General features: G+C 37.1%; 10 protein-coding genes. 3 read left to right on the top strand and 7 right to left on the bottom strand.

Annotation, left to right across the window (positions count from 1 at the left end):
• Positions 1 to 60 precede the first annotated feature (60 nt).
• The 4 genes from ACN9MR_RS10165 to ACN9MR_RS10150 form a co-directional block, all read right to left on the bottom strand.
• Positions 61 to 1,617 carry a SusD/RagB family nutrient-binding outer membrane lipoprotein gene (locus ACN9MR_RS10165; RefSeq protein ID WP_426329586.1) on the bottom strand — a complete coding sequence of 519 codons (1,557 nt, stop codon included), beginning with the start codon at positions 1,615 to 1,617 and terminating at the stop codon, positions 61 to 63.
• Between the two features lie 25 nt (positions 1,618 to 1,642).
• Positions 1,643 to 5,011 carry a SusC/RagA family TonB-linked outer membrane protein gene (locus ACN9MR_RS10160; protein WP_426329585.1) on the bottom strand — a complete coding sequence of 1,123 codons (3,369 nt, stop codon included), beginning with the start codon at positions 5,009 to 5,011 and terminating at the stop codon, positions 1,643 to 1,645.
• 204 nt (positions 5,012 to 5,215) lie between these two features.
• The gene (locus ACN9MR_RS10155) at positions 5,216 to 6,370 is read right to left on the bottom strand and encodes a FecR family protein (RefSeq protein ID WP_426329584.1); all 1,155 of its coding nucleotides are present in this window, start codon (positions 6,368 to 6,370) and stop codon (positions 5,216 to 5,218) included.
• Between the two features lie 140 nt (positions 6,371 to 6,510).
• Positions 6,511 to 7,098, bottom strand: coding sequence for an RNA polymerase sigma factor (locus ACN9MR_RS10150; protein WP_426329583.1), 588 nt, complete (start codon positions 7,096 to 7,098; stop codon positions 6,511 to 6,513).
• A gap of 621 nt (positions 7,099 to 7,719) precedes the next feature.
• Here ACN9MR_RS10150 and ACN9MR_RS10145 point away from each other — a divergent pair.
• Positions 7,720 to 8,736, top strand: coding sequence for a LacI family DNA-binding transcriptional regulator (locus ACN9MR_RS10145; protein WP_426329582.1), 1,017 nt, complete (start codon positions 7,720 to 7,722; stop codon positions 8,734 to 8,736).
• Positions 8,737 to 8,757: 21 nt separating this feature from the next.
• Here the strand turns inward: ACN9MR_RS10145 and ACN9MR_RS10140 are convergent, their stop codons facing one another.
• Positions 8,758 to 9,687, bottom strand: coding sequence for a helix-turn-helix domain-containing protein (locus ACN9MR_RS10140; protein ID WP_426329581.1), 930 nt, complete (start codon positions 9,685 to 9,687; stop codon positions 8,758 to 8,760).
• Between the two features lie 294 nt (positions 9,688 to 9,981).
• On the opposite strand from ACN9MR_RS10140, the gene ACN9MR_RS10135 reads away from it, so the two are divergent.
• Together ACN9MR_RS10135 and ACN9MR_RS10130 are read left to right on the top strand one after the other, a co-directional pair.
• Positions 9,982 to 12,054, top strand: a complete 2,073-nt coding sequence (locus ACN9MR_RS10135; RefSeq protein ID WP_426329580.1) for a TonB-dependent receptor plug domain-containing protein — start codon at positions 9,982 to 9,984, stop codon at positions 12,052 to 12,054.
• A 26-nt stretch (positions 12,055 to 12,080) separates the two neighbouring features.
• Positions 12,081 to 13,121 (top strand): HmuY family protein, encoded by a 1,041-nt coding sequence (locus tag ACN9MR_RS10130; RefSeq protein ID WP_426329579.1) that lies wholly within the window; start codon positions 12,081 to 12,083, stop codon positions 13,119 to 13,121.
• 200 nt (positions 13,122 to 13,321) lie between these two features.
• Here the strand turns inward: ACN9MR_RS10130 and ACN9MR_RS10125 are convergent, their stop codons facing one another.
• Both ACN9MR_RS10125 and ACN9MR_RS10120 read right to left on the bottom strand, forming a co-directional pair.
• Positions 13,322 to 13,501, bottom strand: a complete 180-nt coding sequence (locus ACN9MR_RS10125; RefSeq protein WP_010602585.1) for a hypothetical protein — start codon at positions 13,499 to 13,501, stop codon at positions 13,322 to 13,324.
• Positions 13,502 to 13,683: 182 nt separating this feature from the next.
• Positions 13,684 to 14,268 carry a biliverdin-producing heme oxygenase gene (locus ACN9MR_RS10120; protein ID WP_426329578.1) on the bottom strand — a complete coding sequence of 195 codons (585 nt, stop codon included), beginning with the start codon at positions 14,266 to 14,268 and terminating at the stop codon, positions 13,684 to 13,686.
• Between the last annotated feature and the right edge of the window lie 7 nt (positions 14,269 to 14,275).

Genomic DNA, 14,275 nt, shown 5'->3' with positions numbered 1-14,275 from the left:
TAAAGCAAAAAAGTTCTCCGCGTTAATAGCAGAGAACTTTTTAAGTTGATCAGGAGCGTACTATTTTAAAAGCCACATCGTCTGGTTTACATCATCGCTACCACCATACTGGCTGGCAACAGCAGCCGAAAGGTTGGCCGAATTGTAATTCAGCTCATTCGAAGGATATAACCACCTTAATGGAAAATTAGTAGAAGGTGAATTTAAATTCGTGGTCGAGTTTAATTTAAATACCGGATAACCTGTTCTTCGGTTTTCGAACCACCCCTGGTATTTGTTTCCCTGCAAAAAGCTGGCTACGTATTTTTGTGTAATTACCTGCGCTATTTGCTGCTCTGTTGAGCCAGTTAAGGCCACGGTAGCAGGAAAGGTATCAATATAGGCTACATCCATTTTCATGTTGTGATGATAATCGGCCAGATCAGGTGTATACTGGGCTATGAACTTCATAGAATTTGTAATCCCATTAGCATAATAGGTTTGTGCTGGTGTACCAGTTATCCATCCGCGAATAGTTGCTTCGGCAAGGATAAACTGTAGGTCCCAATAATTAAAAACGCCTACAGGTTCAGCATTAACCAGGTTTACATATCTAATATTAATATCGGTATAATCTTTATTCACCCTTCTGGTCTGCAAGCTTGAAAACGAATCAGAAGGCTCTATACTTGGATATGCGGCAATATCAGACTGCGAAACACCAGCGGTTATTTTAACAGGCGATGGTTTAGCATAATAAAATAGTCTCTTATCACTTGTTGTCTTTAGCGGCTCTAACAATACATTGGTTAACATCGTATAATTAGATTTTACAAATGAATTACCAGATCCGGCCGGAACATCGCTCCAAGGATAATTTTGACCAGCAGTAGCATTGTATGCCAATGCAAAATTATCGTTATAATCTCTCATTAATGGGCGGTTAGCCACGATATCCTTAAAGCGTTCGATTACTTTTAGGTCGGCATCGCCTGTTTTTTTGTAGAGATTAATAAGTACGTGCAGCTCAAAACTATTGGTTAATCTTCTCCATTTATCGGTATTACCTGCAAAAATAGGGTCGCCTTCAAAAGTAGCCCCTGAAGCAAATAAAGTATTGGCCTGATCCAGTTCGCTCAGAATGCCCAGAAAAACTGTTTTTTGACTATCGTATTTAGGTTGTAATATGGCGTCCGACTCACCTTTAACTGCATCGGTATAAGGAATATCCCCAACCTGCATTGTAGTCATAAAAAACTGCCAAGCCCTGATAAAATGGCCCAACGCCTGATAAGATTTTTTCAGCCCGTCGCTGGTCGCGTAATTTTCCATGGGCGTAATGTTGCGTAAGAGGGTTATACGGCTAAAATCAGTCCGGCTAATTTTATTGTATTGAAAATTCTCCTGTCCCTCGCCCCAAGTAAGATACTTACCCAGTAAAAATGGCTGCATAAAAGATTTGGCACTGCTGATATCTCCACGCGTGATATTTAATATCATCCCTGTAGCCAGCATAGCCGAATTTACCTGAGTAGTTGCATTTGGATTGGTATTAATGTCGTCGAACTTGCTGCAACCATTACTTAATAATGCCAACGCTGGCAACAATAAGCTATATTTTAAAAATTTACTTTTCATAAAATCTTCCTTAAACAATAAATAACTAGAAACCTACTTTAACGTTAAATCCTACCATTCTCATTGATGGTGAGTTTAGGTTCTCGGTATCAACATCAGGATCTGAGTATTTGAAATTGGTCCACATAAACAGGTTTTGACCAGTTAAAGAAAAAGACGCACTCTTTAAACCTAGTTTGGTTGCTGTTTTTGATGATAAGCTATAACCCAGCGAAACTTCACGAAGCTTAATAAACGATTCATTCTGTACCCTTGCATCACCACCACGGTACCATTGTGCATAATCCTGATAACCGATAGGCACATCATTTACGGCATACTTGCGTGTATCGCTGGTAATCTGTCCATATTTATCGTAGGTAACACTACCTGATACCACTTTAACGCCTTGTCCCACGTAGTTATTCTGCCCTAGCACAACCTGGTTATAGCGATATTCGTTATCTGTTTCAGGTGCAGTTCCAGAATCGAACATTTTGTCATATACATAATTATACATTAGACCGCCAATACGGCCATCGATATTAATACCTAGCGACCACTTTTTATAAGTGAAATTATTGATAAAGCCAAAACTGAAATCGGGCTCGCCGTAACCTAATTTTTTAACATAATCGCTCCAAACGGGATAACCACTTTCATGAATTACATTGCCTTCAGGATCTTTAACCCAGTAGTTATCGGTATAGGTATCTAACCTTTCTCCCTTTTTTACCCATAAATTATCGGGTGAGTATACAGGATCGAGATTGACATAATAGCGATGCTGGTTAGACCAGTTGATAGTAGAATACCATTCGAAGTCTTTATTCCTGATCACAGATCCATCAACAGTAATTTCAATGCCTCTTCTTTCGTAAGTTTCTTGTGTATTAACCAAAGTAGATGAGAAACCTGATGATGCAGGAATTGAAGTGCTTACCTGCTGGTTATAGTAATATTTATTAAAGTAAGCTACATCAAAATGCAGGCGTTTCTTAAATAAATATCCAGCAGCCCCAATTTCGTATGTTCTTTGTTCGCTTGGCAGCAGGCTGTTACCCAATAACGACGATGGATAGCTTGCAGAATTTAAAGTATTCCATGCGGCAGTTGTTGTACCGAAGGTTCTGTTTGTGGCATATACCCCTAAAGCGGTTTTAAATACCGCCCACGAACCGCGGATTTTAAACATATCGATTACCTTAGGCAGTTTCACCAATTCTGAAACTACGATACTTGAACCAATGGATGGATAAAAATAAGATCGTGATGCTTTTGGTTGGGCAGAATTCCAGTCGTTTCTTCCCGTAAAATCAAGGAAAATAGCATCGTTATAGCCAATAGAAGCCCTGCCGTACAAACTGTTGATCTGCCTGGTGCTATACCCTTGCGATACTGTAGGTGGCTCTACCGAACCAGCTAACGAATAAAAAGTTGGTGAAATTAATCCGTTTTTAGTTGTTCCACTTAATGATTCGTCAACGAAATAGTAAACTGTTCCACCTGCTAAAGCATCGATAGTAAATCTGTCTAGTTTCTTTTTGTAGCTCAGAATCACATCATCATTGGTACTGAAACCTTTAGCATCCTGGATAGAATACATACCGTTAGCATTCCATCCGCTACCATTAACCGCGCCGCCGCGGGTGGAATATATATTGGCAGTAGGATTACGGAAAGTAGTTTTATTGTTATAGTTATCGTATCCTAAACGCACTAATAAATTAAAATCTTTATTAATTTGGTAATTAGCCGTAACATTAGCATTTACGGTATTGTTTTGGATACCGTTTAATTTTTCGTTAGCAATTAAATATGGGTTATCATACCAGTTGGTATACATCCAGTTTTGTGTTTTATAAGGCACTTTCCAGTAGTCTTTATAATCGCGGATATCGTATTCGGTACCTGTCCACATAATTAACTGGTACAAATAGCCCTGGTTATTATAACCACCGCCCCAAATCTGATCGGCCCATCGGCGACTTACCCCCATGTGTCCTTCCAGCTTAAATTTATCGCTAAGCTTCATCTCTCCCGACATGGTTAAATTTATCATGTTCAGATTCTGGTTTGGAAACTGTCCTTTATTATAAATATCGTTTAGGCCGATCCTGAAACTTCCATTTTCGCCGGTTTGGGCAATACTTACATTATTATTTAAGATAATACCTGTAGAAGTAAAATTCTTCAGGTTGTCCTTTCCTTTCGATACCAAAGGCATGTTATCTTCAAACTGCTTTGTAATGGGATTCCAATCTCTGGCAGTTTTACCAATATCCAGCTTAGGCCCCCAAACATAATCGTTATCAATTACGCCGTTCTGTCCCCTGCCATAGGAGCTTTGTACTTCGGGTATAGCCAGAAAACCCAGTGATGCCATGGTACTGCTGTTCAAATCGATAGATAAGCCTTTACCAGCGGCACCTTTTTTAGTCGTAATTAAAAGTACGCCACCAGATGCCCTTGAGCCATACAATGCAGAGGCTGTGGGACCTTTAAGTATATCCATACTTTCAATATCATCTGTAGGCACATCTCTTAATGTCATGTTGCCATAAGGCACACCATCAATAACAAGCAAAGCACCCTCACCACGTAACTCGATGGTTGGCCTGGCGTTAAATTCGGTTGAGTTTTTAATCACTAAACCCGAAACCCTTCCAGTTAATGAAGTACCAACATCTACCCCTTTAACGGTTTGCAGCTCTTTACCGGCTACTTTTTGCACCGCATAACCCAGCGATTTTTCTGAACGTTTAACCCCCAGGGCTGTAACAACCACATCTGTTAGTTCGGTTGTGGTAGCTTGCAAAGAAATGCTATAATCCCGCTTACTGTCTATAGTAATTTCTCTGGTAGTGTAACCAATAAAAGAGACGATTAGTGTTGTGCCAATATTGGCGTTAATGGAAAAATAACCATTAGCATTAGTCGTGGTTACCGTTTTTGTTTCCTTGACCATTATACTTGCCCCAACAATCGGCTGGCCATTTTCATCCAGAACTTTGCCACTGATGGTTTCAAAGAAGGGATTTGATATCAGCTCGCTTTTTTTTCTGAGTACGATTGTTTTATCAAATATTTTATATGTCAATAACTGATTTTTAAAGCATAAATTCAGGACTTGCTCAAGAGGTACATTTTTAACATCAATACTTACGTTGTGGGCATTTTGCAGTTCAAGGTTATCGTAAAGAAAAACATATTCAGTTTGTTTCTCTATTGATTTAAATATCACTTCCATCGAAACATTTTTTTGTCTCAATGTGATGTTCTGACTATAAACACTTGCGCTTACCTGGCATAGGCACGCGAATAAAAATAGTGCGGTTAGCTTCATCACCAATATTAATTGTGTGGGCTTACGCCGGATTAATGATCCGGGCGCAAAAAAAATACTAAAATTCATGATTGAATTTGGGTTTAAAATATAATTGCTTAGATAACTTATTGTGCCCCTGCCGCAGAATAGCTGGCGCAGGCAGTCAATTTCCAAATGGCAAATAAAAGTGGTACGAACACTTTACATTGTTTGTAGAGGAAATTGAAGTCGAATGGTTTAGAGTATTATATCTTCATATGCTGCGTTTATAGTTTGACTTGGTTTGGTTATTTATTTAGGGTTTACTGTAATCTGATTGTACTCTACCTTACAATGGATGCCACTATAAGCCAGCATTTCGATCAATTTTGCCACGTTTACATTTCTAGGTATTTTTCCGGTGTATTGTTTTGCCGGAATTTTGCCGTTATAGATAACGTCGGCATCATACCAACGCGAAATCTGGCGCATTACTGCCGGGAGATCCGATTTTTCAAACTGGAAATAGCCATTCTTCCAGGCAATTACAGCCTCCAGATCTTCTATTTCACTCACATTAATCCCATCCACTTTTCCGTTAAAGCTCGCCTGTTGGCCAGGTTTCAGAAGTGCTTTTTTATCACCATGTTTAATTTCTACACTGCCTTCAAGTAAGGTAGTACGCTCATAAGCTTCATCAGCATAAGTATTCACGTTAAAATGAGTACCCAGCACTTTGATATCAGATTGATCCGTATGAACAATAAATGGTTTGGTCTTATTCTTAGCCACTTCGAAATATACCTCGCCAGTAATCTCCACCTTGCGTTCGTTGCCCACAAAAGCAGTAGGGAATTTAACCGAAGAGTTTGCATTTAACCATACCTCAGTACCATCAACCAAAATTAAATGGTATTGGCCACCCCGAGGGGTGCTTACCGTATTAATGGCTCCCGCTTTCGCATTTGAATTACCTGTAAACCGGTAAAGCAATTCGCCACTTTTTGTTTTAATTACTTCAACACCCGATTGGTTTGCCAATTGTCCGTCTGAAGTTTTATTGAGGATGATCTGAGAGCCATCGGCCAGTAACAATACCGCATTATTGCCACCTGGAACAATTGTTTTTTTATTTGTTTTAGTAGATGGGGTTAAAACGCCTGAACGATCTGATTTGCTAAAATAAATATAACTACCTGCAATCAGAGCGATTAAAATAACTGCAGCTTTAAAAAACAGTGTATAATTTAATTTGATCTGCTTGGTTTTTGTTGTTGCTTTATTTGCTATGCGTGAAGAAACCTGATTTAAAATTTGTTTTTTTACTTTACTATCTTCAAACTGGTTTTGGTTCAGATCTGCACCATTTATACGTTCATACCACTCCTCTACCAGCTTTTTTTCCTCTGGTGTAGCAGTTTGGCTATTGTACTTTCCGATTAAATATTTGATTTCGTTCGTATTCAAAATAGTGGCCTTTATAGAGATATACGGTTACCATGTAAAAAGTACCATGGCATTTAATGTTTTTTTTAATAAATTGAAAAACCTTCCTGAAAGGTAACAGACATACAAATTATTGGCATAGTGAAGTAATCTGGATGGAGTTACAAGTGTTTAGCAATAAACAATGCCAGTAAGGCCAGAGAAGAATCGTAATTTTTAATCTTTGCACGTAAACGTTGATAGGCCATCTGGAGTTGGTTTTTTACCGTTTGCTCTGATAACGATAGTTCTTCAGCTATTTGCCTGATAGAAAGATCATCTTCTTTTTTAAGCATATAAATTTCTTTCATCCGGATTGGCATCCGGGTTACTTCGATATCGATAATTGCTTTCAATTCTTTTTCGAGGAGCGTGTTTTGAGAATGTACATCAGATGGGCTTGCACTTGATGTTACACTTAAGGCATACCTTAAACGAACCTCGTCTTTTTCGTAAAGTTTTAAAATTTTGTTACGGAGAATAGCAAAAAGATAAGCCAATACACTACCCTCGGCATCTAAAAGCTCTATTTTATCCCATAGACTAACAAATACATCCTGCACAAGGTCTTGCGCAAGATCATTGCAATGAACCTTTTTGCAGGCCTGTTTGTAAAGTGCATTCCAATAAGCATCGAACACCAGGCCAAATGCCTTTGCTTTGTCCAATTTTACAATAAGAAAAAAATTACTTTCTAATTCTTCGTACATATGCACAATTAGGGAATGACTTTTAAGGTTTTAAAGAATGCCAAAGAAAGAACTTCCTTTATTAACCCTATGTTAAATTTAATAAAATATTTAATATCGTTTATGTAAACTAAAAATTCGCTAAAGGTTAAAAGGATCCTTTTGTGTGTGTTGTTTATTTGGTTAAAAGTGCTGTAAAAATATAAAGTATTTCACAATTGGCGGAAACAAATAGGCTGTTAAAAAAAATGCGTAAATTTTATACCTTTGAATAAGGGTTAAACATATAGCTTAGATAACTTTTGTGCCTGCTTGCAGGAAAATAACCCAATTTGGCGAGGAGTGGTACGAACACTTCTCGTCTTTTTTGTTTAAATACCCCTCCAAATTGAGGGGTACAATTGTTAATTATTGGGGTGTAGTTTATGATTGTATATCAATTTTGATTTTTAAGGGACTAAAATTGCTTTCTATTTATAATTTTTCTATTATTATTTTTTAGAACGTATGGCCTTTAGCCTTTCCGAAAGTATTGATATTTATATAGCAGAGGAAAGAAATGAGAAAAAAAAACAACGCAAACGTTTGATTAATTTTGTAATATTACATATTGAAGAAATTTAATGTAGTTTAGCACTCAGAATGCAGTCGAAACCAACAACCATCAAAGAAATAGCCAGAATTCTAAACATTTCTCCATCTAGTGTTTCCAGGGGATTGCACGATCATCCGAGCATTGGAGCGGTAACCAGGGAGAAAATTAAGCAGCTGGCGAAGTCTCTAAACTATGAGCCTAATAACGCGGCAATTCTTTTTCAAAAAGGGAAAACATATACTATTGGCGTAATTTTACCTGAACTATCAGAACACTTTTTCTCTACAGCTATTTCTGCAATTGAAGATGAAGCCATTAAGAAAAACTATACGGTTATTTTTGCGCAGTCGCACGATAATTATGAGCAGGAAGTAAAGCTCGTTGAAAAAATGAAAAATCAACGTGTAGATGGTTTATTGGTATCCATCAGTAAGGGCACTTCAAAGTTCGATCATTTCGAGAAACTCAATTCATTCAATATACCTGTCGTATTTTTTGACCGGATACCTCCTTTTAAAAATGTGCATTACGTAGCTTGTAGCTTGGAGAGTGCAACAATCAAAGCGGTGAACTATCTTTTAAAAAAAGGACATAGAAGTATTGGTATGATTAATGGGCCAAGTACCTTGTACGCAAGTGAGGAACGTAAAGATGGCTACATGCAGGCGATTACTTTCAACCGCTTAAAATTCGATCCATCGTTGGTGGTGAACTGTGATTTAACTGAAGAAGGTACTATCGACGCAGCCAATCAATTTTTAAATCATAAACGTAAACCTACAGCAATTGTGGCCTTTAACGATTATGTAGCCCTATTCCTGATTAAATATTTCAAAAAACTGAATGTAATTAATGATTTTGATATAGTGAGTTATGCAAATCTGCCCATTATCAGCTATTTGGATAATTCGCCGGTAGCTTCAGTTGAGCAATACCCATATTTACAGGGTCAAAAAGCAGCTAATATTCTGTTGGATCTTATTCACAGCCCTAATTCTGAGAACCAGGCTTACTACAACACCATTGTAGAGTCTGATCTGATTGTAAACGAGGTGAAAGAATAAACAAACGTTTGCGCTAAATTTCTAGCTTTTGTTTAAACTTCCAGGTAAAATATTAAACTGTTTTTTAAAAGCAGTGATAAAATGTTGTGCATTTTTATAACCTACAAGGAAGGCAACTTCGTTAACCGTTTTCTTTTCGTTAGATAGAAAATAATACGCCTTTTCCATCCTGATTTTATATAAATAGCCAAACACGGTATAACCGGTTAGTTCCTTAAATCCTCTTTTAAGTTTATAATCATTAATCCCAGCCTTGCGCGAAAGTTCCATTAACGAATTTGGCCTCTGCAAATCATGCTCAACCAATTGTTTTGCCAACAGAATCTTTTCTATATCCTCCTTTTTTAAAACGTGTGTTTGTTTCTCTGGTTTTTGATTAAAATAGGCGATAATCAACTCAAATATCCTGGCTTCTAGGAATAGACGTTTTACCCTACCCTCGTGTTTTGGGTAAATAATCTGCTGCAGTATCGATCCGATTTCCGGACTGATTGATTTTTCCGTTTTGATGTCGTTACCAAGTTCTCCTCCTGTTACCTGTCGAAAATAATCTTCTGTGAGCTGTATATAAAGGTATCTGGTTTTCTCTGTTATTTTAAATTTGATTGAACTAACGCCACCTGCATTAAAATCCTGCTCGTTTTTAGCCAATGATAATAAATTATCCTGCTGATGATTATAATAATAACTAATAGCACCATTCAGGCAAAATAGAAAGCCGGTATGTGGCTGAGAACATTCAAAGCAAAAATTCTCTTCCTGATTCGGATGGATCTCTATAATACCGATGTGGATACCCCTAAACCACATTTCTTTTATATTATACTTTACATCGCTCTCTTCAAATGTTATATCTGCCTCATCTATGTCTTTTATGCTATCAAAATTATCAAGATAAACATTCTTATAAACGATGTTTCCTTTAGGATAGTTTGAGAGTTTAATTTTCATCTGTATAAATTATTAATTTATTGCTCATTGTTTTCAATGGTATTTTTCACTTGCATTTATTTTCTCTATAGTGTTCAAGAGAACGTTTCGCTTAGTTAATGCGCTCGCAAAAGCTCGGTTTTTTAAGGGTGCTTAAGCACGCACAATTTTATTCACACCTTCTTGTGATTTGAAAAATCACGATGATTCCATATTCATTTAATCCGTTTGGCGGTATTAATTATCCGTTTAGCGTTATCTGTTTTTTGTGATTATCCACAAATTTGCACAATTATTTATAATTAGTCTAAATAAATGAAAATATATTTATCAGTTGCCTTATCGCTTTGTGGATTTGTTACTGTGGCTCAAGAAATTAAAGTAGATACTACAAAAGCAAATGATTTAAAAGATGTAGTGGTTACGGGGCAATATAGACCACAAAGCTTGAGGAACTCGGTATACAATGTAAAAACAATAAATGCAGAGCGGATTAAGTTAAGAGCTGCAACCAATGTGCAGCAGATTTTAAATACCGAACTCGGTTTCCGTTTTAGCAACGATTTAACTTTAGGTACAACTGATGTTTCTTTAATGGGGATGACTGGACGGAATATTAAAATTTTATTGGATGGTGTACCGATGGTAGACCGATCTGATGCCCGCGAAAGTTTAAACCAAATTGACATTAACACCATTGAAAGGATAGAAATTGTAGAGGGCCCGATGTCTGTTGTGTATGGCACTGATGCGCTTGCAGGGGTAATTAATATCATAACCAAAAATCCAGGAAAGCAATTGTTAAGCGTTAATGCGCGTGTACAGGAAGAAAGTGCCGGAAAAGAATATAACCTACTCAATGGTGCAGGTCAGCATAATCAGAATTTAAGTATGAGTTGGCAGCAAAAAGGCTGGAGTGTTTTGCTTGGTGCATCACATAACGATTTTGGTGGCTGGAATATGGCTCCGAAAACAGCATTTTTAGAAGAATTTAATAGCTATAAAAATCAATGGAAGCCTAAGGAGCAATGGCTTGGTCATACTAAAATCGGTTATAGAAATCAAAACTTTAGTATATGGTATCGTTTAGATGGGCTAAACGAGGATATCGATTCGCGTTTTGGTATAAATCCATCAAGTTTAGAAGGAAAGCTATCCACCTATACCACCAAGCGTTATACGCAACAATTGCAGTCTGAATGGAGGGTAAATGATAAATTACAGGTCACAGCTATAGGAGGTTACACCGATTTACAACGATCAACCCATACCGTTATCCATAATTTTACAAACAACACAGAACGTTTAAGCGACGATAAGGGCGAACAAGATATAGCAAAATTCAACTCAGCTATTTTTAGGGCCACAGCAATTTACACTTTAAATAAGTCAGTTTCATTTCAGCCTGGCATCGAATACAATAGAGATGCTGCTGGCGGACAGAGAATTAACGGATCACCTGTAATTAATGATTATGCTGCGTTTATTTCTGCAGAGGTTAAACTTGCTGGTAGAATAAGTGTAAGGCCAGGATTGAGGTTTATTAAAAACTCAATTTACGATTCCCCTCCTATAATTCCATCATTAAATACCAAGTTTACGTTAACCAAAGATTTAGATCTTCGATTGGCTTACGCTAAAGGTTTTCGTTCTCCGGCATTGAGAGAATTATATTACGATTTTGTAGATGCCAGTCATAATATTTTAGGTAACGCCAATTTAAAAGCCGAAGAATCGAACAGTTTTAATGGCTCCTTGGCCTGGGCCGGCATACATGAAAAAGATTTGCAGTTCCGTTCTACGCTGTCGGGTTTCTACAATTTGTTTAAAAACAGGATTAATTTTGCCCAGTCTCCTACAGATAACTCCATAACCTCACTATTTAATGTAGATAAATATAAAACCACAGGTGGTACGTTAGACAATACGTTGATCTATAAAAATATTCAGGCTACAATGGGCGTATCATATATCGGCCGATATAATGATTTAAGAGTGAGCAATCCAGACTTGGAGACTCCTGAATTTGCATGGGCTACGGAAGTAAACTCGAATATAACTTATACCCTTCCGAAAATAAATGGGAGTATCAGCCTCTTTTATAAATATACGGGGAGCTTACCAAGCTATAAACTTACTGCCGAAAACGATCCCAACTCAGTAAAACTGACGAAAATTGACGATTTCCATACTGCAGATTTAATGCTGAACAAAAATCTATTTAAATCTTTAACCATTAATGCAGGTATTAAAAACCTCTTTAATGTTACACAATTGAGCAACACTTCAACCGCAACTGGTGGAGCACACAGCACAGGTGGCGATGTTCCATATAGTTATGGCAGATCGTACCTGCTTGGGCTAACCTATAACTGGAATAAACTTTAACAATAAACAACATTAATTATAATAACATGAATAAACTGAACCCATTAATCGCTATCGCGTTTTTAGCTACAACATTTACGGCCTGTAAAAAGAATACAGAAGAACCAATTTTTGTTGCCCCACCTTCTGATGGAAGTACTTTAACACTTAGTGGTAAAACAGCAGAATCAAACTATACGAATATCGTTTATGCAGATTTTAGTGCTGATAAACAGTCTTCCGCAGAGCGAAAAAGTTTTAATATCGGATTAACCTCTGATAGCAAATTCAGAGTTGTGCTTAACCCTTCCTATCAAACTACAGCAACTGCAACTTCTAAAACCGATATTACAGCAGTTACATTGGCAGATCCAGGAACATCAGTTAATTTAAATCATGATATCATGGATCCGCTTACGGTGTCGTTAGTTGATTACTGGGATGGAAATATCACTAAAACAGCTTTTGCCGAAGTAAGTGCTACTGAAGCAGAAAACAAAGTTTACCTATTAAGCTACGAAGGAAATAAGGATAAAGACAAGTGGTTTAAATTAAAAGTTACACGTAATGGTTCAGGCTACAAAATTCAATATGCCCGACTAAACGAAACTGTAATAAAAACTTTGGATGTGCCTAAAAGTGCTGATTATAACCTGGTTTTTGTTTCATTAGAAAACAATAAAATTGTTCAGGCCGAACCGGTAAAAAACGCATGGGATATTTCATGGAGTTATAGTACGTTCAATTCTGGTTTAGGCTCGCCTTATTGGGTTCAGGATTTTGTGTCAATCAATAATTTAGGTGGCGTAAGTGCGGCAATGGTAGTTAAAAAAAATGCTTACGCTACATTTACAGAGACTGATCTGGCTGGTCTTACTTTTCTATCGGCTAAAGATGTAATTGGTACAACCTGGAGAACTTCACCTAGCCAAGCTGGTACGGGCGGCGCAGTTAAAAGTGATCTTTGCTATATTATTAAAGACGCTACTGGTAATTATTATAAACTGAAATTCAACAGCTACATTTCTGGCGATGGTGGTGAACGCGGTAAACCGGTAATCGAATATAAATTGGTGAAAAAAGGATAAGGTAAACCTGGGCTTACCTAAAAAAATATGTTTTGTTAGTTGGATATAGGCTCTCCGCGATGGGGAGCTTTATCTTTTTATGGGGTGGCCAGACTTACGAAGTCTTATAGGCCTCTTGCAGATAGACTTCGTAAGTCTACCCTAAACGCAAAAAGGGCTCTGGCATACCAGAACCCTTTTTGTTTCTTACTCGCGAAATATTATTTTCCAGAGTTTTTCTTGTCAGTTACTTCTGCACGGATTTCTTGTGCTAAAACTTTAAGATCTTGCATTGCTTTACGCACACGAGTACCAGCAGCTGCATTGCCAGCATTATAAAATTTTTCTACATCTGCTTCAATAGCAGCAACAGCAGCTTTAACTTTTGAGAATTTTTCCATCGCTAATTGATGTTTTTAAGGTTTAAAAAATTTATTTTTTCAATAATACATATTTACCTTGAATTAACAACAGAAAGCAAATATTTATTTGAAAGAAGTTTTGCACATTTACACAATCAAAAAAATGCCCTGGCACTATTATAGAGGTATTTTTTCGGATTTTGAGATCAAAATCTGGCAACTTAATTCAGTTGTTTCGATAAGTTGATCAGGTTATTGAAGGTCAAATTGGCGCTATTTATACAGCGTTCATAATCTGCCTCAGCAACGCTCTGGTTTATTACTGACACAAATATTTTCCATTTTGTACTCAGTTCGTCACCATAAACACCATAATAATTTAAGCCTCCTTCATGGTCTTTAAAATTTGGATTGGCTAAAATATGCCTTTTAATTACGTTTCCACCCAAAGTAGCCCCTTCTAACACGTACAGTGCACCTAAAACTTCGGCGGTATTTTTGTCCGGAACAAACAGTTCAAAATCTAAACCAGGCAATGTTAAACTATCTATATTCCAATATTTTAAGTCTTCTTCTAAAGCAGCAAGTTTCAATCTGCTTTTCATTTCCAATTGCTCGGCAATAGCCGCATCCAACATATTCGCGAGCGTATTCTCTAATTTCTGGTGAATAATATAATTAATGGTCAACAGCTTTTTATACTGATCAATACTTAAAGAATTGTTCATAATCTCATCAACAAACATTAAGGATTCTAATGTTTTATGGTTTTCTGCTGTTTCAGTTCTCAATAAATTGGCAATCATATAAGGG

It is taken from the genome of Pedobacter sp. R-06, from assembly GCF_049913135.1.
Lineage (GTDB): Bacteria > Bacteroidota > Bacteroidia > Sphingobacteriales > Sphingobacteriaceae > Pedobacter.
Note: the sequence above shows the minus strand (reverse complement) of the source record. Positions and strands in the feature narration are given on the sequence as shown.